Origin of the sequence: Paenibacillus sp. FSL L8-0435 (assembly GCF_037965655.1) — a bacterium.
Taxonomy (GTDB): Bacteria; Bacillota; Bacilli; order Paenibacillales; family Paenibacillaceae; genus Paenibacillus.
On sequence record NZ_CP150185.1, the window covers coordinates 2,257,789 to 2,282,391 of the forward strand.

Annotated in this window: 17 protein-coding genes; all 17 read left to right on the forward strand. The window is 46.3% G+C overall.

The window, feature by feature from the left end; all coding sequences use genetic code 11:
* Positions 1-131: 131 nt before the first annotated feature.
* The 17 genes from NST33_RS10345 to NST33_RS10425 all read left to right on the forward strand — a co-directional run bounded on the left by NST33_RS10345 (position 132) and on the right by NST33_RS10425 (position 24,541).
* Positions 132-1,118, forward strand: a complete 987-nt coding sequence (locus tag NST33_RS10345) for an ABC transporter permease subunit (RefSeq protein WP_036670214.1) — start codon at positions 132-134, stop codon at positions 1,116-1,118.
* 17 nt (positions 1,119-1,135) lie between these two features.
* On the forward strand, positions 1,136-2,044 hold the full coding sequence (locus NST33_RS10350; protein ID WP_017689303.1) for a carbohydrate ABC transporter permease: 909 nt from the start codon (positions 1,136-1,138) through the stop codon (positions 2,042-2,044).
* A 133-nt stretch (positions 2,045-2,177) separates the two neighbouring features.
* Positions 2,178-3,707: an ABC transporter substrate-binding protein gene (locus NST33_RS10355; RefSeq protein ID WP_221823450.1), complete on the forward strand. Its 1,530-nt coding sequence runs from the start codon at positions 2,178-2,180 to the stop codon at positions 3,705-3,707.
* A gap of 180 nt (positions 3,708-3,887) precedes the next feature.
* Complete coding sequence (locus tag NST33_RS10360) at positions 3,888-4,586, forward strand: hypothetical protein (protein ID WP_221823452.1); 699 nt, start codon at positions 3,888-3,890, stop codon at positions 4,584-4,586.
* 297 nt (positions 4,587-4,883) lie between these two features.
* Positions 4,884-6,638 carry a sensor histidine kinase gene (locus NST33_RS10365; protein ID WP_339307827.1) on the forward strand — a complete coding sequence of 585 codons (1,755 nt, stop codon included), beginning with the start codon at positions 4,884-4,886 and terminating at the stop codon, positions 6,636-6,638.
* A gap of 73 nt (positions 6,639-6,711) precedes the next feature.
* The gene (locus NST33_RS10370; protein ID WP_339307830.1) at positions 6,712-8,340 is read left to right on the forward strand and encodes a response regulator; all 1,629 of its coding nucleotides are present in this window, start codon (positions 6,712-6,714) and stop codon (positions 8,338-8,340) included.
* A gap of 123 nt (positions 8,341-8,463) precedes the next feature.
* Entirely contained in the window at positions 8,464-10,149 is a 1,686-nt protein-coding gene (locus NST33_RS10375) for an extracellular solute-binding protein (protein WP_221823458.1), read from the forward strand.
* 190 nt (positions 10,150-10,339) lie between these two features.
* Positions 10,340-11,230 (forward strand): ABC transporter permease subunit, encoded by an 891-nt coding sequence (locus NST33_RS10380; protein ID WP_017689297.1) that lies wholly within the window; start codon positions 10,340-10,342, stop codon positions 11,228-11,230.
* A 29-nt stretch (positions 11,231-11,259) separates the two neighbouring features.
* Positions 11,260-12,138 (forward strand): carbohydrate ABC transporter permease, encoded by an 879-nt coding sequence (locus NST33_RS10385; protein ID WP_339307833.1) that lies wholly within the window; start codon positions 11,260-11,262, stop codon positions 12,136-12,138.
* 32 nt (positions 12,139-12,170) lie between these two features.
* The gene (locus NST33_RS10390; protein ID WP_339307835.1) at positions 12,171-13,256 is read left to right on the forward strand and encodes an arabinogalactan endo-1,4-beta-galactosidase; all 1,086 of its coding nucleotides are present in this window, start codon (positions 12,171-12,173) and stop codon (positions 13,254-13,256) included.
* Positions 13,257-13,342: 86 nt separating this feature from the next.
* Positions 13,343-15,415: a beta-galactosidase gene (locus NST33_RS10395; protein WP_339307837.1), complete on the forward strand. Its 2,073-nt coding sequence runs from the start codon at positions 13,343-13,345 to the stop codon at positions 15,413-15,415.
* A gap of 208 nt (positions 15,416-15,623) precedes the next feature.
* A complete protein-coding gene (locus tag NST33_RS10400; protein ID WP_036670229.1) occupies positions 15,624-17,063 on the forward strand; it encodes an NAD-dependent malic enzyme in 1,440 nt (479 codons plus the stop codon).
* A 1-nt stretch (position 17,064) separates the two neighbouring features.
* Entirely contained in the window at positions 17,065-17,787 is a 723-nt protein-coding gene (locus tag NST33_RS10405; protein ID WP_339307839.1) for an HD domain-containing protein, read from the forward strand.
* Positions 17,788-18,087: 300 nt separating this feature from the next.
* Complete coding sequence (locus tag NST33_RS10410) at positions 18,088-19,155, forward strand: aromatic acid exporter family protein (RefSeq protein ID WP_017689291.1); 1,068 nt, start codon at positions 18,088-18,090, stop codon at positions 19,153-19,155.
* 104 nt (positions 19,156-19,259) lie between these two features.
* Entirely contained in the window at positions 19,260-19,751 is a 492-nt protein-coding gene (locus NST33_RS10415) for a pyridoxamine 5'-phosphate oxidase family protein (protein WP_339307841.1), read from the forward strand.
* 244 nt (positions 19,752-19,995) lie between these two features.
* Positions 19,996-22,371, forward strand: a complete 2,376-nt coding sequence (gene helD / locus NST33_RS10420) for an RNA polymerase recycling motor HelD (RefSeq protein WP_339307843.1) — start codon at positions 19,996-19,998, stop codon at positions 22,369-22,371.
* 310 nt (positions 22,372-22,681) lie between these two features.
* A complete protein-coding gene (locus NST33_RS10425; protein WP_339307845.1) occupies positions 22,682-24,541 on the forward strand; it encodes an adenine deaminase C-terminal domain-containing protein in 1,860 nt (619 codons plus the stop codon).
* The last annotated feature ends 62 nt before the right edge of the window (positions 24,542-24,603 follow it).

The following is a 24,603-nucleotide window of genomic DNA, read 5'->3' on the forward strand; positions in this document are numbered from 1 at the left end:
TAATTTGATAAGTCAACAGGTCACCACAGCAGATAGAGGTCTTACTCGCCCCGCCGTATACTTGAACCACAGGAGCCGCAACGGAGCTTCATCCTGAGGAAGAATTCAAGAGGAGTGAGGGAGAACAAGTTATGAAGACACAACCCCAGGCGGGTAAGGGAGTACGGATATCGGAAATACCGGGAGAAACAGTCCGAAAGCGCAAGTCGGTGTGGCACAATCTTGGCAAATTCAAGGTGCTGTATCTCATGTTCTTGCCAGGTGTCCTGTTTCTGCTGGTGAACAACTATATGCCGATGTTCGGCGTTCTGATCGCATTCAAAAATGTAAACTATGCTGATGGTATTTGGGGTAGCCCATGGAGTGGATGGGACAATTTTAAATATTTGTTCTCAACCAGTGATGCATGGGAAATTACCCGAAATACACTCGCGTATAACACGGTGTTTATTGCACTAAATCTCTTAGTAGGTGTCGGGCTTGCTATTCTGCTCAATGAAGTGAAGAACAAGGCAATGTCCAAGTTATATCAATCACTTATGTTATTGCCGTATTTCCTGTCCATGATTGTGGTCAGTTATCTGGTACTGGCTTTTCTGGGCAAGGATTCAGGCTTCATGAACTCAACGGTTCTGCAGATGTTTGGCGGTCAGCCGATCGATTGGTATTCAGAGCCGAAGTATTGGCCGTATATTTTGCCACTGGTGAACACATGGAAGAATATTGGATATTATGCTGTCATTTATCTGGCAGCTGTCGTGGGTATCGATGAAGAATATTATGAAGCAGCTGTGCTCGATGGAGCAACCAAATGGCATCAGATACGCTTCATTACCATTCCGTTTCTCGTGCCATTAATCGTCATTATGACGTTATTGCAAATTGGTCGTATATTCTATGCAGACTTCAGTCTGTTCTATCAGGTTCCATTGGAATCGGGAGCGCTGTTCCCTGTAACGAATGTACTGGATACCTACGTATATCGTACGTTCCTTATCGGTGGAGATATCGGGATGTCATCAGCAGCCGGTCTATATCAGGCAATCGTTGGATTTGTGCTGGTTCTTGTATCCAATACCATCGTAAGGCGAATTGATAAAGATAATGCATTATTTTGAGAGGAGGCAAGTCAGCTGTGAAATCACGTGATCCACTAGCCGTATCGAAGCGTTCCGCATCCGTTATTCATGCGATGTTTCTATTCTATGCCATTGCCTGTATCGTGCCGATCCTGCTTGTCTTCGCCATCTCATTTTCGGACGAGACAACAGTAATTGCCAATGGATATAAGCTTATTCCAGAAAAATTCAGCCTGACGGCTTATGAGTTTCTGTTCAGAGATATGGATCAGATCATTCACTCGTATGGTATATCCTTTATTGTTACCGTTGTAGGAACCATTACAAGTGTTGCGTTGACCGCATTATATGCGTATCCGCTCTCACGGAGAGATCTGCCTTACCGGGGCTGGTTCGCCTTTTTCATCTTCTTCACAATGTTGTTCAATGGGGGTCTGGTACCTTGGTACCTGGTCTATGTCAACGTATTGGATCTGAAAAACTCCCTACTGGCACTCATTATGCCGCTACTGCTATCCCCATTCTTTGTACTGGTCATGCGTACATTCTTCGCGAACTCCATTCCGGTGTCCATTCTGGAATCGGCTCGGATTGATGGTGCGGGAGAATTGAGAACGTTTGCACGTATCGTGCTTCCGCTCTCTCTTCCCGTAATGGCAACCGTCGCGTTGTTCAGTACATTGAATTACTGGAATGACTGGTACCTTAGCATGATTTTTATATCAGATAACCGGACGATCAGCCTTCAGTACCTTATGTACCGGACGCTGCTCGATATTCAATATTTAACAACCAACTCCAACGTCTCTTCACAGATTTCGTCGCAGGGTGGATTGCTGAATCTGCCTAACAAAACTCTGCAAATGGCGATGGCTGTGGTCGGTATTGGTCCAATTGTACTGGCATATCCGTTCTTCCAGCGTTATTTCATCAAAGGTCTTACGGTTGGCGCTGTGAAGGGATAACTCTGAACCGGTTAGCGGAGTGGGCAAGGTAAATGAAGATGGACTGAAAGGGCATATACAGAAGTAGTTATCGGTTTAATTGTGAATTGGGGAATTCGGTTGTATGGTTCAACACATGACAGGAGGGGTTTAATTGGTTAGATCATTAAAGGTATGGTCACGCATGATGGCAACGGTGATGACGCTGAGCCTGGTGCTGGCAGCTTGCTCATCAGACAAAGGTGGAACAACAACACCTGGCGCAGAAGGCGGAGGAGCAAGTGAAGGTGGGGGCAAACCCTATGAAGTGACACTGTTCTACCCAGGGACACCACAGAAGGATGTCGCTCTGGTGGAAGCTGAGATCAACAAAAAGATGGAACCAAAGATCGGGGCCACGCTTAAGATCAATGCGATTGACTGGGGACAGTGGGATAACAAGCTGAATCTCATGATTTCTTCAGGTGAAAAATCAGACATTATCTTCACAGCAGCTTGGCAGAACTACACGGTGAATGTAGCTAAAGGCGCATTCTTGCCGTTGAATGATCTGCTTGATGCACATGGTCAGGATATCAAGAAAAACCTGGACCCTGCCTTTCTGGAAGGTTCTCAGGTGGACGGCGTGAATTACGGCGTTCCTACGAATAAGGAACTCGCGGCCACACGTGGTGTGTTGGTACGTAAAGATCTGGCTGACAAGTATAAACTGGACCTGACAGCTGTTAAGACATGGGCTGATCTGGAGCCACTTCTCAAAACAATCAAGGAAAACGAGCCAGCCATTACACCGTTCTATATGTCCAATACCAATGGTAACGGGCTATTGGAGAATCTGGATTGGGATTATCTCGGTGATGCCTCCGTACCTGGAGTGATCTCCAAAACAGCAGGAGGAACAACCGTTCTGAATGAAGTGGAGACCCCTGAATTCAAAGAAGCGGCTGAACTCGCTCGCAAGTGGTATCAAGCGGGATATATCAACAGTGATGCTGCTACGTCCAATGTGTTCCCGAAAGACCAGGCGAAGGCTGGAAAAGCGTTTCTCTGGACGGATGGCATGAAGCCAGGCAAGGATAAAGAAGAAGAAGGGTATGTGGGTTTCCCGCTCACTCAGATTGAGATGACACAGCCAACAATCACGACGGGTGATGCATCTGGAGCGATGCTTGCAATCTCCCGTTCTTCCGAGCAACCGGAGAAAGCGATGCAGGTCATTAACCTGCTGCATTCCGACAAGGAAATTAACAACTTGCTGAACTTCGGAATTGAAGGTACACATTATGTGAAAAAAGACGGACAGGATAATATCATTGCTCTCCCTGATGGCGTAGATGCCAACAGTCGTACCTACAATCCAGGTGCACAATGGCAACTGGGTAACCAGTTCCTGAACTTCCTCTGGGATAATGAAGATCCCCAGAAATGGGAGAAGTTCAAAGAGTTTAACGCCAAAGGTGTGAAGTCGCCAGCACTGGGCTTTACGTTCAACAGCCAATCTGTCAAAAATGAAATTGCTGCGGTCAACAACGTGAACAAACAGTTCAAGCCGGGTATGACATCGGGCGCCGTTGATCCAAATGAGATGATTCCGAAATATCTGGAGAAATTGAAAGCAGCGGGAATTGATAAAATTATTGCAGCCAAACAGGAACAACTCGATACATTCTTGTCTAAGCAATAAATGATCGTCAGCCATGCCAGAGAGACCTGTGTTACTACAGCTCTTGTCAGCGGTGAAAATGGAGGACGTTTTCGGTGAACAACCGAAGACGTTCTTTTTATTGTTGTTTTTTGATTTGGATTGTTAATCATAAATAGGAAAAATATGATATAATAAGGTGGTTGATTAGGGGGTGTTCGTGTGTCGAGAACCAGACTTGTGTTCTCAGGGGCTTTATTGCTATTTGCTATCATCTTTACATTTAACCATCATCTTGGTTTTTCTATTGGGGATACCATGCTGTCAGCAATAGGTATATCACCGTATACTACGTCTTATTTAAGTGGTGTACATATCACACTTTTCCTCGGATTGGGGATTTTCGCCTGCGGCTTCTACCTTACACGCAAAGAAATCGGGAAATCATTCCCCGGTCTTGCAAAAGGGTTATGGATCGTAGTTATCGCTATTATTCTCAGTTATTCGTACATGACGGATAAATTCATGTATGTAGCCAAGTGGGGAGCTACAGGCATTGATGCGGTATCCTATGTACAGAATGCAAGCTCTTGTACCTTTAACGTGCTGAAAACGGGTGAGACCCGAGCCACCTGTGACCTGACACTCAAAAATTACGGCAGAGATTCCGTATCCGCCGTGTTATTGCCTGATCTCGCACGCAGTTATAAGTTTAAGGACGATCCACTGTTGGAAGCCTTGCAGTCTGTCCAGTTAAGGCCGGTACATGTTGAGATTGAACCCCATGGAACGTTTACAGGCAAGTTGGAGTTTTACGGGAAAGCGGAATCCCCTCTGTTCGTCAATGGGAAGCTTATGGATATTGTGCTGGATGTAGGCGTGGATGGAGCGAATACGGTATTTGATTATGATATTCCATAGTTGATATTTTTATAGTAAAAAAGAATAATTACATAAACAGAAGTGGAATAAGGTTTGAGTAGAATAGAAAGATCAAAGGCATATACTGAAATTAGAGAGAGCTGGCTAATCGCTGGCTCTTTTTGTGCGTGGAAGTTGCAATTAGTGCAGAAATGTTGGTTTTATCTCCTTCCCCCTTGAATTGGTAACGCTTACGCTAGATAATGAATCGGTTTGTCTCAAAAAAATAGTTTGTCTTTAGCGCTTACATCATTACAATTAATGTCACGACAAATTTAGACAAGGTGAGATGAAAAGATGTCATATCGGACAAACCTGTTTTCCAAAATGGTCATTCTTATTCTGATTATGCTGATTCCTGTAGTGCTTCTGTACTGGTACTCCAATCACAAAACAACAGCTGTTCTCAGAGACGAGTTGAATCGATCGAATAGTAACCAGCTTGAATTTTTCCAAAATCAAGTGAACACACACATCGAACTGTTATCCTCATGGCCAAATCTGCTCATACATGATCCTGATATTGCCAGCTTCCGCCGAATCTATGCGGACAGTAATTACTTTGACCTAGATGCGATCAACCTGGTCAAACGTATTCAGAATAAGCTGAGTATTCAGGAAAGCTCATCCAATTGGGCCACGAAATTATATCTGTACTCCCCTTCGCTAGGCAGGGTAGTTTCCGAAAGGGACGCACGTTCTTACGATAAACAAGCGTTAAGGGAGAATATCAGTTCCGGCTGGGATGTACGCAAAATTCAGGATGGGGAAGAAGATCGGTTCATGTTTAGCTGGATTACAGTATCTCCGTACGGCATTAAAGACCCAGCTAATAATGCGGAAACGATTATCAAACTGGAGTTTGATAGTGACAACATTCGGGATATGCTCGACAAATTCAAAGACGATGGCAGGCATGATCCCTTCTATTTCCGAGAAGAGTCGGGGGTTATCTATAATCGGACTTCAGACCATTCATTAACGAATCAATTGATGGAAGAACTGTCCGCCCATAAACTTCAGGACGTTGATAATCGTACAGTAGTGATCGGGAATGAACCTTACATGGTTAACACCGTGAAATCCAGTACAACAGGCTGGTATTTGGTGGACTACATGCCCCTGTCAGATATTCTGAAGCCCATTCATCAATCCAATATGTTGTTCTATTCTTCCATGATTTGTTTGTTGTTAATGAGTTTTGGTGTGGCGTACTTGTTCTATGTTCAGGTACAGGTACCAGTGAAACAACTCATTCGCGGGTTCCAGCGGTTGAAGCAGGAAGATTATTCAGTGAGGATTAAGCCAAAAGGCCGCAATGAATTCAGTTTTCTGTCCGAACGTTTCAACTTGATGGTGGAGCAGATCCAGCAGTTGTTTGAACACGTTTACCTGGAACAGATTCATGTGCGTGAAGCCCGGTTGAAGCAGCTGCAGTCGCAGATTAACCCGCACTTTTTCTACAATTGTTTCTCCTTCATCACAAGTATGGCGAAGCTGAAGCGTATGGACGCTGTTGTAGCGATGTCGCATAATCTATCGCGATATTATCGGTATACGACAAGACAGGAGCGGGACGTGGTACCGTTGACAGAAGAGATTGAATTTGTCAGCTGTTATCTGGAGATCCAACGGATGCGTATGGACCGCATTCATTACAAGATTGATCTGACTGATGAGATGTTAAGACAGGAGGTACCGCCACTCATCGTGCAACCACTAGTGGAGAATGCGGTGATTCACGGTATCGAGGCGGACGCGGAAGCCGGAGAAATAAGAGTATCCGGGGAAAAACAGGGCGGTGTCATGGTTCTTGTGGTAGAAGATGATGGGCAAGGCATGACGCAGGAGGCACGTGAGGCGCTTCTGAATAAGCTCAGGGGAACGATGGATCAGGAGATGGGCTGTGGCCTGTGGAATGTGAATCAGAGACTCCAGCTTCGATATGGGGAGCAGGCAGGGCTTGATATAACGGAATCGGAACTTGGTGGATTACGAGTTACGCTGTCATGGCCTGCCGAGCAGGAGTTTCTTCTGGAGAATGAAGGATAAGCACTTGGAATGTGCAGCGTATGATGAACGATGGAATCTATTGGCAGAATGAACGAAATAGGGAGTGAATCACTTGATTGATATATTACTGGTAGATGATGAGACATACGTAACAGAAAGTCTGGAACTTACGATCCCCTGGGGAGAACTTGGGGTAACGACCGTGCTGCGTGCCGCATCCGGTAAGGAAGCGCTGGAGATTATGGAGGAAAATGCAGTAGACATCGTAGTTACCGATATTCGAATGCCTGGTATGTCGGGATTGGATCTCATTGCAGAGGTAAGCAAACGCTGGTCTCATATCCGCTGTATCTTGCTGACCGGTCACAGTGATTTTACTTATGCGAAGAAAGCTATTCAATTGCAGGCAGCGGATTATATCCTGAAACCCGTAAACGATGATGAATTTATGAGTTCCGTGTCGGCAGCCATCACGTCTCTTCGCGATGAATGGGATGAATTCGATAAATATCACCGGCTCTTATACAGCCGGAAGTCTGACTATAAAATTTTACGGGAAAATCTCATGCATGATCTGCTGCTGGGACGTGAAATCACGGCGAGGGCACTTCGGGAACAACTGCAACAGTATGAGATTCATATTGATCCGGAACAATCGGCTGTGATGATGCTGATTCGCCTAACAGGACGTTTCTCATCAATGGACCAGCAGTCTCTGGATCTGATGGATTTTGCGGTAGGTAATATTGCTGAGGAAGTACTCGGAGAGCAATTTAACGTGTGGTTTGGTCGCGGACCCCATGAGTGTCTGGTTATGTTCTTGCAGAATCAAGATCAGATCGAATCTCCGCAGATGGACTTGGAGACGTTGAGAATCTCCGCTGAAACATTCCGTGAGCATGTCATTCGATATTTACAGGGAGATCTGTCCATGGTAGTTACCCCGTCATTTCCCTTTAATGAGTTGACAGCAGCTTATCGAAAAAGTCTGGGTTCGCTTGTCCTTTCTGGACCGGAAGAACACAAGATCATATATATGGACATGGATCAGGCACTCAGCAAAAGACCGGAGAATGATGCGACGCAGGCGCTCGAAGAGCTGTACAAACCGCCTGTACTTCCGCAATTGCTTGAGACCAAGCAATGGGAAGCGGCAGCCCGTAAGCTGAACATGGTCTTTGACGCGGCAGAACAGGTACGATTGTCCAGAGAACATGTGTATGAGATGTATCTGTCGGTAACCAATGCATTTATGTATATCGCCCATAAACAGGGGCATCTGGTGCATGAGATTGATCATGCGGGATTCGACCTGCTCCTTGCCCATCAGTTGATTCAATCACCCGAGAAGCTGCGGCGCTGGGCAACCGAGATGCTGGCGAAGCTTCAGGAAGAGTTGTCCGATCAGGAAGGTGTACAGAGCCGCAGACATGTGATCAAGCAAGTTCAGGAGCTGGTGACAAGAGATACAGGACAGGATCTGTCGGTGAAGATGATTGCGGACAAGGTATATTTACACCCCGTATATCTATCGAAAATTTACAAGGCAGAGACTGGGGAAGGTCTTGGGGACTACATGATTCGTATGCGCATGGAACGTGCCCTGTATCTGCTTAAGAATAGCAATAAAAAAATATACGAGATTACGAGTGAACTTGGCTATCAAAATCCGCAATATTTCAGCAAAATGTTCAAAAAGCATTATGGCATGACACCCAATGAATTTCGGGATCAGGCATAATTACAACAACATTCCAGAATATAGGTTGGCAAAGGTGCAGAAATCTTGATTTCGTATCATAGGCTCAAAGGCCTGGTCAGCCTATAATGAAAGGGTAACCAAAACGATTTAAGGGGGAACAACATGAGAGCGCAATCAACGAAAAAGAGATTCTTGTCGCTTCTCGCTACAACGCTGTGTCTGACTGTCGTTCTTGCAGGATGTTCAGGAGGCAGTGGAGGCGGAGATAATGCAGCTTCAAACACAACAGGAACTGAAAACGAATACAAAGAGAAATACGATCCGCCAGTTACGATTACAACAGCCTGGGGAATCGATCCAGAGCTGAAATTCAAAAATGGCGAATCCATGGAAAATAACGTGGCAACCAAGTGGGCCAAAGATCAATTCGGTATTGAAATCAAATCGTTGTGGTCAGTAACAGACACAAACGGAGCATTTGCAACCAAGCTTCGTCTTGCGATGTCATCAGGACAGGAAATGCCTGATATTGTAAACGTGGGTGATAATCTGCTTGCTCAGGATCTGATTGATTCTGGAATGTATCAAGAAGTAGGGCCACTGTTCGATAAGTATGCTTCGGATACATGGAAAAAAGCAATTGAACAAGATCCAAACGTATGGAACCAATATAGTCGTGATGGCAAAAGAATGGGTATCCCTGTTCTGGACTATGCCTACAACAATGATTATCTATTGTGGATTCGTCAGGATTGGCTGGACAAGCTAAATCTGAAAGCGCCAAAAACAATTGATGAATTAGAAGTTGTTATGGAAGCATTCAAAAATAATAACCCTGACGGCTTGGCTCCTGATAAAGTCACTCCGCTCAGCATTGGCTTCAAAACTTCCATGAATACATGGATGGGAGACCCATCATGGATCTTCGGAGCATATGGAACATTGCCGTTCCAATGGAATCTGGGGGAAGACGGCAAGCTGGAGTATGGCTCCATCAATCCGGGTATGAAACAAGGTCTGACCAAATTGAGCGAATGGCTCAAAAAAGGATATATCCCGCAGGAAGCAGCTCTATGGGATGAGAACAAAACAGCAGAGCCAGCAGTTGCAGGAACTGCCGGTATTATTCCAGGACCTTACTGGATGAGTGGATGGCCACTTCTCGATACAGTGAAAAATGTACCGAGTGCCGTGTGGAAACCGATTGAAATTCCGTCTGGTCCTGAAGGCAAAGCGATGCGTCACGGGACACAGTTCGTTAATGGTGTTACGTTGATCAAAAAAGACATGGCGCACCCAGAAGCATTCTTTACGTACCAGAACTACCTGTTCGACAATTATGCAGACCCGGCACCAGGTAGCCCTTATGACAATGGTCTGTTTGCAGGCTATGACTATCAATTAGATGCAAATGGAAAACAAATGCCGATTGACGAGATCGAAGGCGGATATGTTAACGTTGTACGTTATTTGCTTGTTCGTGACGGTGCTCGTATTCCAGATGCACAGATGAAAGCTCTGATGAATTTGGCCAATGGCAAAGAGCCTGAAACCAAGCTTGAGAAAGATGTTGCTGTCAACTACGGTAAAGAAACTCCAGCAGCAGCGAAAGTCTTGCTTAGCCAAGAAGAAATTTCCTTCAAAAACATGTTCACAGGTCCGACAACAAAGACGATGAAATCCAAGCTTGACTATCTGAACAAAATCGAGAATCAGGCATTTAACGAAATTATCTATGGCAAAAATCCGGTTGATGCGTTTGATACCTTTGTACAAACGTGGAAATCGGGTGGCGGCGACCAAATCACGCAAGAGGTTAACGAATGGTATGACAGTGTGAAAAAATAGTTACAAGCAGCGCCCAGACGACTAACGTCAGGGCGCTTTTTTTTGTTTATTCATGCTAAGGCAAAGTGGTTGAATTTGTGCCATTTATATTGCTTTTATGTGCTGTTTGGACCCCGTAAAAGGTTGATATAATCGCTTTATAAGCCACTCAGGGAGTACTTGAGTAGGAAGAAATACAGGGGGAGCAATCATGAGAACTTTGAAACGCACTTGGCCATTCCACGTTATGCTTTTGCCAGCCATTATCTTTCTGATTATCTTCAGTTATGTGCCTATGGGCGGGATTATTATGGCATTCCAGAACTACAAGCCATGGCTTGGGATTAGCGGTTCTGAATGGGTTGGGCTGGACAACTTTAGATATTTGTTTGAACGTGAAGACAGCTTACAGGTCATCTGGAACACATTGATTATTGCTGTACTTAAACTGATCTTTAATTTATTTGTTCCATTTGTTTTTGCCATTCTTTTGAATGAGGTTCGCAAGATGGCTGTACAGCGAACGATTCAAACACTTGTCTATTTACCTCACTTCTTGTCCTGGGTCATTCTGGGCGGGATTTTGATAGATCTGTTGTCAACAGGCGGCTTGGTTAACCGGGTTCTGGGAACCTTCGGACTCGGGCCATATTTCTTCCTGGGAGACAACAGTTGGTTCCGATCTACGGTCATTCTGACAGATGTGTGGAAAGAATTTGGCTATAACATGATCGTCTTTCTGGCTGCCCTTGCCGGAATTAATCCAGCATTGTACGAAGCAGCGGAAATTGACGGAGCAGGACGCTGGAAACAGACACTGCACATTACAATCCCTTCGCTTGTGCCGATGCTGATGGTTGTAGGAACACTGGCACTTGGTAACGTACTGAATGCCGGATTTGACCAGATATTCAACTTGTATAACCCGCTCGTATATCAAACGGGTGACATCATTGATACATTCGTATATCGTTCCGCAATGCAGAATGGTGAGATGGGCTTTGCAACCGCGATCGGATTATTCAAATCGGTCATTAGTATGATCTTGATTCTTGTATCGTACAGCTTAGCCAAAAAATACGCCGGATATCGCATATTCTAAACGAATGAACAGAGAAAGAAGGGACCACGATGTATCATAAATCATTGCCTTATCGCGTGTTTAATATAATCAATACCTGCTTTCTGATTTTGGTCGCCATTATGTGTATTGTACCAATGATTCATGTACTGGCAGTATCCTTTAGTACAAAGGCTGCTGCCGACGCCAATCTGGTCAATCTCTGGCCCGTAGGTTTTTCACTTGAGGCATACAAAAAGACGATGAACAATCCAATTTTCTTGAACTCGCTCTGGATTTCACTTCTACGTACAGTAATTGGTACAGCGATTACCTTGCTGATTACGTTCCTGGCGGCGTATCCGTTGTCCAAAGAGAATAGTGAATTCAAAGGCAGAACGATCTACTCCTGGATTTTTGTATTCAGTATGATTTTTAACGGGGGACTGGTGCCATTTTACATGGTTATCCAGAAGATCGGGTTGATGGATTCCTTCTGGGTACTGGTACTCCCAGGGGCAGTGAACACATTCCTTGTCATTTTGATGCTGAACTTCTTCCGCGGTATTCCAAAAGAGCTGGAGGAAGCGGCGCTGATGGATGGAGCTAACCATTTCAGAACATTATTCAGGATCTTCCTTCCCATTTCGATGCCGTCCATTGCAACCATTGCATTGTTCAGTATGGTGTTCCACTGGAATTCCTGGTTTGATGGATTACTCTACATGAATAACGCCAAGGATTATCCACTTGCTACATTTATGCAAACGGTCATTATTGGACGTGATATGAGTAGCATGAGCATGAATCCAAAAGAAATGGAAGCTCTCTCTCAAACCACGGTAAGGGCAGCTCAGATCTTCATCGGAAGTGCACCGATATTGATTGTGTATCCTTTCCTGCAACGTTTCTTTGTCAAAGGTATGACGTTGGGCTCAGTTAAAGGCTGAGCCTGTACCCCAAATTAATGGAGGTTGATACAGTGAGCAACTTGACGGAAAAGACATTCATTCTGGGAATGGATGTGTCCTTTATGGATGAAATCGAACAACATGGCGGGAGTTATAGTGATGTGGATGGCAAGGAACAAGACTTGCTGTCCATCCTGAAGATTAATGACACTAACGCGATACGACTTCGAATCTGGAATGATCCTGTTGGTGGATTCTGCAATCTGGAGCGGACGGTGGAGGTAGCCAAACGGATCAAGAAACAGGGATTGAAATTTTTGCTTGATTTCCATTATTCCGATCGCTGGGCTGATCCAGCCAATCAATGGAAGCCGAAAGCATGGGAGAATCTGTCCTATGAAGAGCTTCAACGTGCGGTATGCATGTATACGGCTGACGTTCTGAGAACGTTGAAGGAACACGATGCGCTTCCGGACATGGTGCAGGTGGGCAACGAGATTACACCAGGCATGTTATGGAATGAGGGACGTGTCGGTGGAGAAGAGCATGATACGGATGAACAGTGGGAGCGTTTTGCAGGCCTTGTGAAGTACGGAATTGCTGCGGTCAAATCCGTTGACGCGGATATTCAGATTATGATACATATTGATCGTGGTGGAGATAACGCCGAGAGCCGCAAGTTTTATGATCGCTTTGAAGCACTGGGTGTGGAGTTCGATATCATTGGTCTCTCGTATTACCCTTGGTGGCATGGCACACTCGAAGCGTTACGTGACAATCTTCATGATCTGGCTGAGCGTTATGGCAAACCGATCAATGTAGTTGAAACCGCTTATCCATGGACGCTGGAGCAGCCGGAAGGCATTGAATGGATTTTGAATCAGGAAGATATGTTGTTACCAGGATACCCTGCAAGTGTAGAGGGACAGACCAAATATCTGAAGGATCTATTGCAAATTATTCGCGAAGTTCCTGGTGGTTTGGGGCACGGATTCTATTATTGGGAACCTGCCTGGATACCAAGTAAAGAAGAATGGTCCGTCGGTCATCCGAATAACTGGGGCAACCTCACCATGTTTGATTTTAAAGGTCGCAAGTTGGAATCGTTTACAGCACTCACTACTGTTGAAGAATCAGATGTCGTGACATACGTGTAATCTAGCGTAATATGTATTGTCTGTGAAGTCGTTGTTATCGTATATAAATTTAAAAAAACAGCAATTAAAGCAAGGGAGTTGTCCTTATGACATACAAATTTCCACCTGTAAGTTCCAAAGCCCCGCACATGTTGCATGGCGCAGACTATAACCCGGAGCAATGGCTCCGCTATCCTGAAATCCTGGAAGAAGATATTCGCTTGATGAAGCTTGCCAAGTGTAACGTGATGTCTGTTGGTATCTTCTCATGGGTGTCCCTTGAGCCGGAAGAAGGCGTATATACATTCGAATGGCTGGATCAGGTGTTGGATCGTTTTGCAGCTAATGGCATCTATGCATTTTTGGCTACACCAAGTGGTGCGAGACCAGCCTGGATGTCCGCCAAGTACCCGGAAGTACTCCGTGTCTCTGAGAAACGTGTCCGTAATCTGCATGGTTTCCGTCACAACCATTGTTATACTTCCCCGGTATACCGTGAGAAGGTTACTGCAATCAACACAAAACTGGCAGAACGTTATTCGGATCATCCGGCTGTAATCGGCTGGCATATCTCGAACGAGTTCGGCGGAGACTGTCATTGTGATTATTGTCAGGAAGCGTTCCGTGGTTGGGTTCAGAAGAAGTATAAAACACTCGATGAACTGAATCATTCGTGGTGGACGACATTCTGGAGCCATACGGTTACAGACTGGAGTCAAGTGGAATCTCCGGCTCCACACGGTGAGACACAGGTACACGCAATGAATCTGGATTGGCGCCGTTTCGTTACGGATCAGACAGCTGATTTTATCGTGCATGAAACGAAACCATTGAAAGCTCAAAATCCCGATCTGCCAGTCACAACGAACCTGATGGAATTCTATGGTGGTCTGAACTATTGGAAGTTCGCCGATATTCTGGATTTCCTCTCTTGGGACAGCTATCCGACTTGGCATGATGCAGATGATGACGCGAAACAGGCATCCCGGATCGCCATGATGCATGATATCGTTCGTTCCATCAAAGGGGGTCAGCCGTTCTTGCTGATGGAGAGTACTCCAAGTTCGACGAATTGGCAAGATGTCAGCAAACTGAAAAAACCTGGCATGCATTTGCTATCTTCCCTCCAGGCTGTGGCACACGGTTCCGATAGTGTTCAGTACTTCCAGTGGAGAAAAAGCCGGGGGTCTAGTGAGAAACTTCATGGTGCGGTGGTAGACCACGTAGGAACGGAACACACTCGAGTGTTCCAAGATGTCACCGACGTAGGAACGGCTCTTGAAGGCATGGAAGCTATTGTAGGAACAGCGGTTCCGGCAGAAGTTGCAATCATATTTGATTGGGAAAACCGCTGGGCCGTTAATGATTCCCAGGGTCCGCGTAATATCGGTGTGAAGTATGAGCAGACGGTGGAAGAGCATTACGAAGCGTTTTGGAAAAAGGGAGTCGCTGTAGACGTTATTGATATGGATGCAGATCTGTCCAAGTATAAGCTGCTGATTGCGCCAATGCTCTATCTGGTACGTGAAGGTGTCGGGGAACGTATTGAGAAGTTTGTAGAACAAGGTGGTACGTTCGTAGCAACTTACTGGTCTGGTATTGTTAACGAAAACGATCTGTGCTTCCTGGGTGGATTCCCAGGCCCACTGCGTAAGACACTTGGTATCTGGTCTGAGGAAATTGACGGATTGCATGATCGTGATCTGAACGGAATCATCCCGGAGAAGGGCAATGAGCTTCAGCTCAATACAGCGTACGATGCAATTGAACTGTGTGATCTGATTCATCTGGAAGGCGCGAAGTCCCTGGCTACGTACCGTTCAGACTTTTATGCCGGACGTCCGGCATTGACCGTTAACCAGTTGGGTTCAGGGAAAGCATATTATGTAGCGACACGTCTGAAAGCACCATTCTATGATGATTTCTATGCGAAACTAATCGCTGACCTGAACATTGAGCGTGGACTTGAAACCGAGCTGCCTGCCGGAACAACGGCGCATACGCGTACAGATGGTACAGCTGATTATGTGTTTGTACAGAACTACACACCAGATGAGAAGCTGGTTGAATTAGATGGACAGTCCTATACCGATCTGCTCAGTGGTGATGCTGTGGAAGCAAGTCTCAGCTTGAAGCCATATGACATTTGTGTTCTGCGCAGACCAGTTGCACGGAAATAATATAGATTCTATATGGTACTAAATGAATGAAGTTAGTATTGAGAAAAGATGGCTTGAACGCCTGCATTGGTGTTCAAGCCATCTTTTTTATTTATGCATTTGGCTGTTGAACCACTTTTTCTGGACAAGATAAAGGATAAACGTGTCCGCGTAGCGAAGACAAACACGTAACATGTAACTCAAGACTTTCAGTCTGGGAGGAATGGAAATGAATCAAAGAAATCTGGATGGTAACAGCATTATTATTCGACTGGAAATGACAACTAAGGATATCAAGTTTGGCGAAGTGGCTTCGGTCATCTCGGAAGCTGGGGGAGACATCATTGCCATCGACGTGATTTCCACCAATCAGGATGTAAGCGTGCGCGACTTGACGGTCGCAGTTACAGATGCACAAGATAACAGTAAAATTATAGAAGGGGTGCGCCAGCTTAAAGGTGTATCCATTATTAATGTATCGGATCGGACGTTCCTGCTTCATCTGGGCGGTAAGATCGAAGTAACACCAAAGACCCCAATTCAAAACCGGGAAGATCTGTCACGTGTGTACACTCCGGATGTGGCTCGTGTATGTTCAGCCATTTCAGAAGAACCCGGCAAAGCCTTCTCATTGACAATTAAACGGAATACAGTGGCCGTCGTATCTGATGGCAGTGCGGTGCTTGGGCTTGGTAATATTGGGCCTCGTGCAGCGATGCCCGTCATGGAAGGTAAAGCAATGTTATTCAAACAGTTTGCAGGTGTGGATGCTTTCCCAATCTGCCTGGACACACAGGATACCGAGGAAATCATACGCACTGTGAAAGCGATATCACCTGGTTTTGGCGGCATTAATCTGGAGGATATCTCTTCACCGCGTTGTTTCGAAATTGAACGTCGTCTGAATGAGGAATTGGACATTCCTGTATTTCATGATGACCAGCATGGCACAGCGGTTGTGTTATATGCCGGTCTGATCAATGCGCTTAAACTGGTGGGCAAGTCCATTGAAGATGTGAAGATTGTGGTCTGTGGTATCGGTGCAGCAGGTGTAGCATGCAGTAACATCTTATTGTCCGCAGGAGCCAGTCGACTTATAGGTGTCGATCGTGAGGGTGCGATTGTACGGACACAAACCTATGAGAATGAAGTCTGGAGTGACTATGCAGCTCGTACTAACCCCGAACTGGAGACTGGCTCGCTGCGTGATGTCATTCGCGGAGCCGACGTGTTCATTGGCCTGTCCCGAGGGAATCTGTTAACTCGCGAAGATGTGCAGACCATGGCGGAAGATCCAATCGTGTTTGCAATGGCAAACCCGGTACCAGAGATTATGCCTGCCTTGGTGGAAGACATTGTGGCTGTAATGGCAACAGGCCGATCCGATTATCCGAATCAGATCAACAACGTGTTATGTTTCCCGGGCATGTTCAGGGCAGTTCTGGATTGCCGAGCCACCGAAATTAATGAAGAAATGAAGCTGGCAGCCGCGCAAGCGATCGCTTCGGCCATTACGGATGAAGAGCGTACACGCTATTACATTATTCCGAGTGTGTTCAATGATAAAGTGGTCAAATCGATGCGCAGTCGCGTGATTGAAGCAGCTGTTAAGACGGGTGTAGCTCGGCGTATTCCTCGTGAACAGGCCCGTGAAGGTGGGGAATCGTAAGATGCCAGAGAACCCTCTTCAACCTGGTGGGAATTTGCAAGAATCAGGGCACATGCATAATATAGATGGAATAACGGCAGGAGAGGCTGTTCTGCGCGCCGCGCGATCCTTTGTTCAAGGGGACTCATCCAAGCATAGTGATGGTCATGACTGGCCGCACATTGAACGGGTAACGGCACTTGCGGTTGAACTCGCTCACCGCATGGGTGCAGACCCATTTGTCTGTGAGCTGGCTGCATTATTACATGATGTACCGGATGAGAAGCTGAATGAGAGCTTGGAAGCCGGGATGGCCAAACTGAATGACTGGTTGGATACCCAGCCTCTTGACTCGGATATATGTAATAAGGTTGTGGGTATTATTAGCACCATCTCATATGCGGGAGGTCAGCGTCCTGCGGTCAGTTCGCTTGAAGCACAGGTTGTTCAGGATGCAGATCGACTGGATGCACTGGGTGCGATTGGGATCGCGCGAACCTTTGCCTTTTCAGGAGCCAGAGGGCGCGAGATGTACGATCCGTCCCTTCCCCCACGGGAGCAGATGACCCGTGAGGAATATCGCAATGGGCGCAGCACAACGATAAATCACTTTTACGAGAAGTTGTTCAAGCTCAAGGATCTGATGAATACCTCCTATGGCAGGGAGCTGGCGGAACAGCGTCATGATTATATGGTGCAGTTCGTGGACCAGTTCAAAAGGGAATGGGAGGGCACGGACCGTTAGGCAGGCATAATAAGCATGAGTATTCCACAGAGGTATAATTAGTAACCGAGGCGAATCTTTGAAGTGGCGAAAATCCATTTTGAAGATTTGCTTCTTTTTGGGTTAATAATGTGTATTAACATACATAAAGAAATTAATTTCACAATAGCTCTGACTTATGACATGGCAACGGAAGACCTTACATGGTACAATAAATCGTTCTCCTGAATGAATTCAGGCAAAAAAAGAAATATGGGGTAATAATGAACATGATTATCAAATGTAAAATTTCAGGTTCGGTAAAGAGGAGGGGTCACCACCATGTCGTTTGGTGCACGTGTACTTAAGACGGGGATCGCGGTTACGCTTGCCTTGTACCTTAGCAGCCTGTTCTTGAACCCGCAATCTCCCGTGCCTGCCGCAATCGCGGCTATATTCGCCATGCAGCCTTCCATCTATCGTTCCTGGAAATACTTCCTGGATCAATTGCAAACGACCACGCTGGGAGCTATTGTCGCCCTGGTGGGGGGCATGGTGTTGTCCAATGAGCCAATCGCTGTTGGATTAATTATTGTACTTGTCATCATGATCTGTCTTAAATTGAATATGGGTGAGACGGTTGGCCTGACACTGGTCACGGTTGTATCCATTATGGAAGCATCGGGTGACTGGCATTTTGCACTCAATCGTTTTCTGTTGACACTGGTTGGTATTGTATCGGCGTTTCTCATCAACATTACGGTATTTCCGCCGAAACCGAAGGTTCAGTTCGTGAAGCAGATCCATAGTGTATTCAGCGGTATGTCGTTGCTTCTGCGAACCTCGATCTCGGATGAGATCAAGGAAGTTGTATTCCGGGAGGAGAAAAGCAACCTGGGCGGTTCCATTAAGTCTTTGTCCGACAAGTATAACTTGTTCGAAGAGGAACAGAAAAAGATGAAACGTTCGAAATTCAGCGAAACTCGTCAGATGGTGGTCTACAAACAAATGCTGCTGAGTCTGCAAAAAGGGTATGAGGTGCTGGATTCGGTGGAACGCCACTATTTCCAGGCACCGCGGACAACGGCCATGGATCAGTTTTTTGACTCACATCTTGAACTGGTTATCAAATTCCATGAGCATGCACTGCTCAAGTTCGAGGATAAGCTGAAGCCTAATGGTGAAGAGGCCGCACAGTTTGTATTGGATAATGACCGTTTCATGGAGCAGGCGATCACCCAGTTTGATATCGACAAGGAAGGGATGTTACGATTGTCCATCGTGGCTGCTGCGATCTATGATTACGGATATCAGCTGGAACGTTTGAATCGACTTGCCGAACATGTGCATAGCGCTAGCGAAGACAAAGAATCACAGGATAAAATTTTGAATTGGCTTAAGTGGCCTTAATGCGAATTGCGCACCTGCTTGGCGATCATATACAATGTAGTTACAACATTGCCCGGACAATCGTGTCCGGGTTGTTTTGTCATACATACGGCTGAAGGGCATGAATGAATATTAACGAACTGAGGGATAGAGACATGATTATAGAGGAATTGGACGCTGGACTAATGGAATGGTTGAGTGGGACAAATCTGGCGCATAAACAGCATGAAGCCATGCAACTGCTGACCGTATCCGAGGATCAGTGGCCGCATCAGGCGATGATTAGTATGGGGGAAGTGATTGCGATAAATCCGCATCAGCTAAGACTGGCTTTATGGCAGGGTACACAGACCAGTATGAACATGAGCAAAACAGGCAAGGCTACCTTGATTGCGGTTCAAGGACATCGATTGCTGCATATTCGTACAGAAGTAGAACGGCTGCCTGAGATGAAGGGGGCTGTCCATCCGAGAGATCGTTTTGAAGCACAAGTGCTCCATGTACGTGTGGATTACGCGCCATATGCGGAGATCACTTCAGGAATAACCTTTCAATTAAAAGATGAACTTGGAGCAATTACACGCTGGAAAGAGACGATTGAAGAATTACGAAAGTAGGCAAGAGTAGCTAAGTCAGTTGAGGACCCGGTGATTGGGTAATAATGAAGAAGAAAACAACAAAAAACGCCTCCGCTTGCATCGGGACGTTGTCACTGGTACAATAAAAAATGGTTTTCAGAAAATTAGAACTAATTAACATATAATTAAAATGTTTACTTTCTAATAATTATACCATTGCCTTTTCGGGCTTGTCAAATGGGATTTTGAGGACACAATCCGGGGAAAGAGGGGCTATTAACATATGAGTACAGATCAGCAATGGAATGTGGAACAACAACGGGTCAACACCGTGACCGATCAGATTGAACGCAAGATCTCAACGCTGGAAGATGAAGTAGGTTCCTTCCGGGACGAAGTGGTTGGCATGAGAAAAGATTTCTGGGACGAAGTCACAATGAACTTTAGTGAAGCGGATGATGTCGGGGAAACTTCAACCAGTATGCGGCAGCAGTCACAGGTACTGTCTGATCGGGAGCGCAGTCATCTCAATACAGCGGCTGCATTGGACAAAATGAAACGACTGCATCATTCACCGTATTTTGGCCGCATTGATTTTAAGGAAGATGGGTATCCAAATGCAGAACGCATTTATCTGGGTATTGCCTCGTTACTGGATGAGAAGGAAGAATCCTTTCTGGTCTACGACTGGCGTGCACCAATCTCTAACCTGTATTATGACGGAGCGCCGGGTCCAATTACGTACCAGACTCCAAGCGGTGAGATCAGCGGTGATATAGAGATGAAGCGGCAGTTTGTCATTAGGGACGGACGTATCCGTTTTATGTTTGACACGGGGGTTACGATTGGTGATGAGTTGTTGCAGGCCGTGCTCAGTCGAACTTCGGATGCACAGATGAAGAGCATTGTGGCGACCATTCAGAAGGAGCAGAACCGGATTATCCGTAATGACCGGACACGTATGCTCATTGTGCAAGGCGCAGCCGGCAGTGGCAAAACATCCGCGGCGCTCCAGCGTGTGGCATATCTTCTCTATAAATACCGCGAGCATCTGCAAGCGGATCAGATGGTTCTTTTTTCACCAAATCCAATGTTCAACAGTTATGTCTCCACGGTACTGCCTGAGCTTGGGGAGGAAAACATGTTGCAAACGACCTTCCAGGAGTATCTGGAGCGCCGTTTGGGTCGTGAATATCAACTGGAAGATCCGTTTATTCAACTCGAATATGTACTTACGGGGACGGAAGATCCCGATTACGATGTTCGCATGTCCAGCATTCGCTTCAAGTCGTCCGAAACGTTCCTCAAGGTGATTACACGTTATAAGGAAAGTATGTTGTCAGGTGGCATGAAATTCAAGCCGGTTCGCTTTCAGGGCCGAGCGATTGTCACGTCAGAGGCTATGGCTGAGAAATTCTACAGTTTCGAGTCATCCGTTAAGCTGGTGAGTCGACTGGAGATGTTACGGGACTGGATGCTGAAAGAACTGTCTGCCTTTGGTAAAGGTGAACTGGATGCGCCTTGGGTTGATCAGCAGCTTGATCTGATGGAGCCGGAGGATCTGCAACGTGCGTACCAACGGTTGAAGCGCAAGCAAAAAGGAAAGACCCATACGTTTAATGACTTCGAGCAGGAAAGAGGGATTCTGGCACGTATGGTGGTCAGTGACCGACTCAAACCGTTGCGAAAATGGATTAAGTCCTTACGATTCGTTGATATAAGACAATTATATGCACATCTATTCAACGATCAGGCTCAGATGGAGCGATTGCTGGGTGACGAATCGCTGCCTGCTCAATGGGATGAAATCTGTAAGATGACGTTACGCAGATTGAAGCTTCAGGAGTTGGCATATGAAGATATTACGCCATACTTGTACTTGCGTGAGCTTATGCTTGGATTCCATATTAACTCGAATATTCGTCATGTCATTATTGATGAAGCCCAGGATTATTCCGCGTTTCAGTTGGCATTTATGAAGAGATTGTTCCCACGGGCGAAAATAACAGCACTTGGTGATTTTAATCAGGCAATCTATGCCCACTCTTCAGTACTTAGTGGAACAGGACCCTTGACTAACCTGTACGGACCAGACAACACGGAAGTCATTGAGCTTACCAGAAGTTATCGATCTACCCGGGAGATCGTGGAGTTTACACGTGGCATGGTGCCTGGTGGGGAAGAGATTATTCCATTTAACCGTAGCGGTGAGAAACCTAAAGTGATCGTTTCTTCTGATTCAGAGCGTCATATGAATGTCATCACGACAGACTTGAAGCATTTGATTAAGGAAGGGTACGAATCGGTTGCAGTTATCTGCAAAACCGCCGAAGAGAGCAGAGACGTACATGCTGCATTGAGTAAGGCGCTACCCATAGCACCGAAGTTAATCAAAAAAACGACGCTGGCTTTTGAGCAGGGTGTTCATGTGATCCCGGCGTATCTGGCTAAAGGTGTGGAATTCGATGCTGTCCTGATCTATGATGGCTCTGCGGAGCAGTATGCTCAGGAGCATGAACGCAAGTTGTTCTATACGGCTTGCACACGAGCGATGCATCTGCTGCACGTTTACTGTGTGGGCACACCGAGTCCGTTCATTACCGCCCAGTCGGAAGAACAGTATGATCTTGGCAAGGTGTCTGCTACGCAAGTGGACTGACATAACACTTCATATGCATGAAGAAGGCTTCCGTTCAATGGAACGGGAGTTTTTCTGTATATGATACATATATCGGGAAGAAGCTAGCTTAGCGAGGGAATTATACGTGATGAGGTTACAGCCATATAGGTGATCGTATTGATAAAAATACCTAACGTGAATTCGTAAGGATTGGGTCCCGTGGATAAATACGTCTGCATAATTTGTATTTAAGCACAATCGATGTGATTTTTCTTTACACATGAAGTCCGGACTCATATAATCGTAACAATATATTTTTTTTGGATCGTTTATTAAAGGAGGCAACAAAATGAACAAACCATCTTTTGAACGGCCACTTATGGCCGATTGTGTACCGGATCTGGTCGCTACAGCACGGGGAGATTTGCCAGCGACTTTGGTCATTCGGGGAGGTACGCTGGTAAACGTGATATCGGGCGAGATTTTGCCTGAGATGTCCATAGCTGTACAGGGAGCTCGAATCGCTTATGTCGGTAAAGATGTAAGCCACACTATCGGAGAACATACGCGGATTATTGAAGCAAACGGTAAGTATATCGCTCCTGGTCTGCTGGATGGACACTGCCATATTGAAAGTACACAGATGAAAGTAACCGAGTTTGCGAGAGCGGTGTTGCCTTCAGGCACGACCGGAGGTTTCTTTGACCCACATGAGATCTCCAACGTGCTTGGTCTGAAAGGTCTGAGACTGATGCTAGATGAAGCACGGACCACACCGATGGCAGCTTATATGCAGGTGGCTTCCTGTGTGCCTTCCACGCATCCAGGATTGGAGACAACAGGTGCTTATATCGGGCCTGAAGAGGTAGCTGAGGCTCTTTCCTGGGGTCCGGACATGATTGGTCTTGGTGAAGTGATGAACTTCCCTGGAGTGGTCTATGGGGATGAGACGATGATTGGTGAGATACAGGCAACGCTCCGGGCAGGTAAAGTGGCAGACGGTCATTTCACCTGGGCTGCAGATGACTGGCGTCTGCCAGCGTATGCAGCGAGTGGAGTTACAGGGGATCATGAATGTGTGACCAAGGAAGATGTGGTTGAACGTCTGCGACTCGGGATGTACGCGAAGATGCGCCAAGGTTCAGCATGGCATGATGTGGCTGAGACAATCAAAGCCTGCACTGAGCTTGGACTGGATACACGCCGGATGATGCTGGTGACCGATGACCGAAGCTCTGAATCCTTGCTCAAAGAAGGACATATGGATTTTGTTGTTCGTCTCGCAATCTCCCAAGGGGTGAAGCCGGTTACGGCTTTCCAGATGGCAACCATTAACACGGCTGAGCGCTTTGGTGTTGCGCGCGACATTGGTGCGATTATTCCGGGCAATATAGCCGATATTATTCTGCTGGACGGTCGGTTGGCGGATGTACGTGTAGGCATGACGATTGCTGCCGGGCAAGTTGTAGCGGAGAATGGGAAAATGACGGCGGTCTGGGACAGCTTCACGTACCCGGAGGAAGCGCTGAACACGGTGAAGTTAGAAGCTAATATTCAGCCGGAAGATCTGGAGTTGGCTGCACCGATTCAAGAGGGGACGATTGGTGCCAAAATCATTCATGTGACAGAGAACCATGTGGATACTAAGGAGAAACACCTGCCAGTCTCCGTAGAGAACGGCAAGGTTGTGGTTTCAACTTCAGGGGAAGTATGTAAAATTGCGGTCATGGAGCGTCACAAACAAACCGGGAATCGAGCGGTAGCGCTTGTTGGAGGCATCGGCTTCACATCACCTGCAGCGATTGCGATGACGGTTGCTCATGATAGTCACAATCTGTTGATTATCGGTAATGATGATGAGCTAATGGCTGAAGCCGGTAATCGCGTCATTCGTATGCAGGGCGGGGTTGCCGTGGTAACGGCAGCAGGTGTAACCGAATTCCCGCTGCGGATTGCAGGTTTGATGTCAACCGAGCCATTCGAAGTCGTTGCAGCCCAATCGGCAGCAGTCAGTGAAGCTTTACAGTCCGCAGGATGTACGTTGAATAATGCGTTCATGACGCTTTCGTTGCTCGCGTTGGTTGTTATTCCGGAATTACGTTTGTCCGACAAGGGGCTTGTGCGGATCTCGGCAGAAGGTATTGAACTGGTGTCCCTTTTCGATGAAGTGGTTGACAATACACCCGTAGCTCCATCGGGTAATGAATGAAAGGAAATGTCGACTAGAACATCATTAAATAGGGTTCCATATAAAGCCGCCTTAGGGCGGTT

Bases quoted from the DNA above. Each gene is read 5' to 3' on its own strand.
- NST33_RS10410 (WP_017689291.1), top strand. From the start codon at position 18,088: ATGTCGTTTGGTGCACGTGTACTTAAGACGGGGATCGCGGTTACGCTT.
- NST33_RS10380 (WP_017689297.1), top strand. From the start codon at position 10,340: ATGAGAACTTTGAAACGCACTTGGCCATTCCACGTTATGCTTTTGCCA.
- NST33_RS10425 (WP_339307845.1), top strand. From the start codon at position 22,682: ATGAACAAACCATCTTTTGAACGGCCACTTATGGCCGATTGTGTACCG.
- NST33_RS10345 (WP_036670214.1), top strand. From the start codon at position 132: ATGAAGACACAACCCCAGGCGGGTAAGGGAGTACGGATATCGGAAATA.
- NST33_RS10400 (WP_036670229.1), top strand. From the start codon at position 15,624: ATGAATCAAAGAAATCTGGATGGTAACAGCATTATTATTCGACTGGAA.
- helD (WP_339307843.1), top strand. From the start codon at position 19,996: ATGAGTACAGATCAGCAATGGAATGTGGAACAACAACGGGTCAACACC.
- NST33_RS10365 (WP_339307827.1), top strand. From the start codon at position 4,884: ATGTCATATCGGACAAACCTGTTTTCCAAAATGGTCATTCTTATTCTG.
- NST33_RS10385 (WP_339307833.1), top strand. From the start codon at position 11,260: ATGTATCATAAATCATTGCCTTATCGCGTGTTTAATATAATCAATACC.
- NST33_RS10405 (WP_339307839.1), top strand. From the start codon at position 17,065: ATGCCAGAGAACCCTCTTCAACCTGGTGGGAATTTGCAAGAATCAGGG.
- NST33_RS10375 (WP_221823458.1), top strand. From the start codon at position 8,464: ATGAGAGCGCAATCAACGAAAAAGAGATTCTTGTCGCTTCTCGCTACA.
- NST33_RS10395 (WP_339307837.1), top strand. From the start codon at position 13,343: ATGACATACAAATTTCCACCTGTAAGTTCCAAAGCCCCGCACATGTTG.
- NST33_RS10415 (WP_339307841.1), top strand. From the start codon at position 19,260: ATGAATATTAACGAACTGAGGGATAGAGACATGATTATAGAGGAATTG.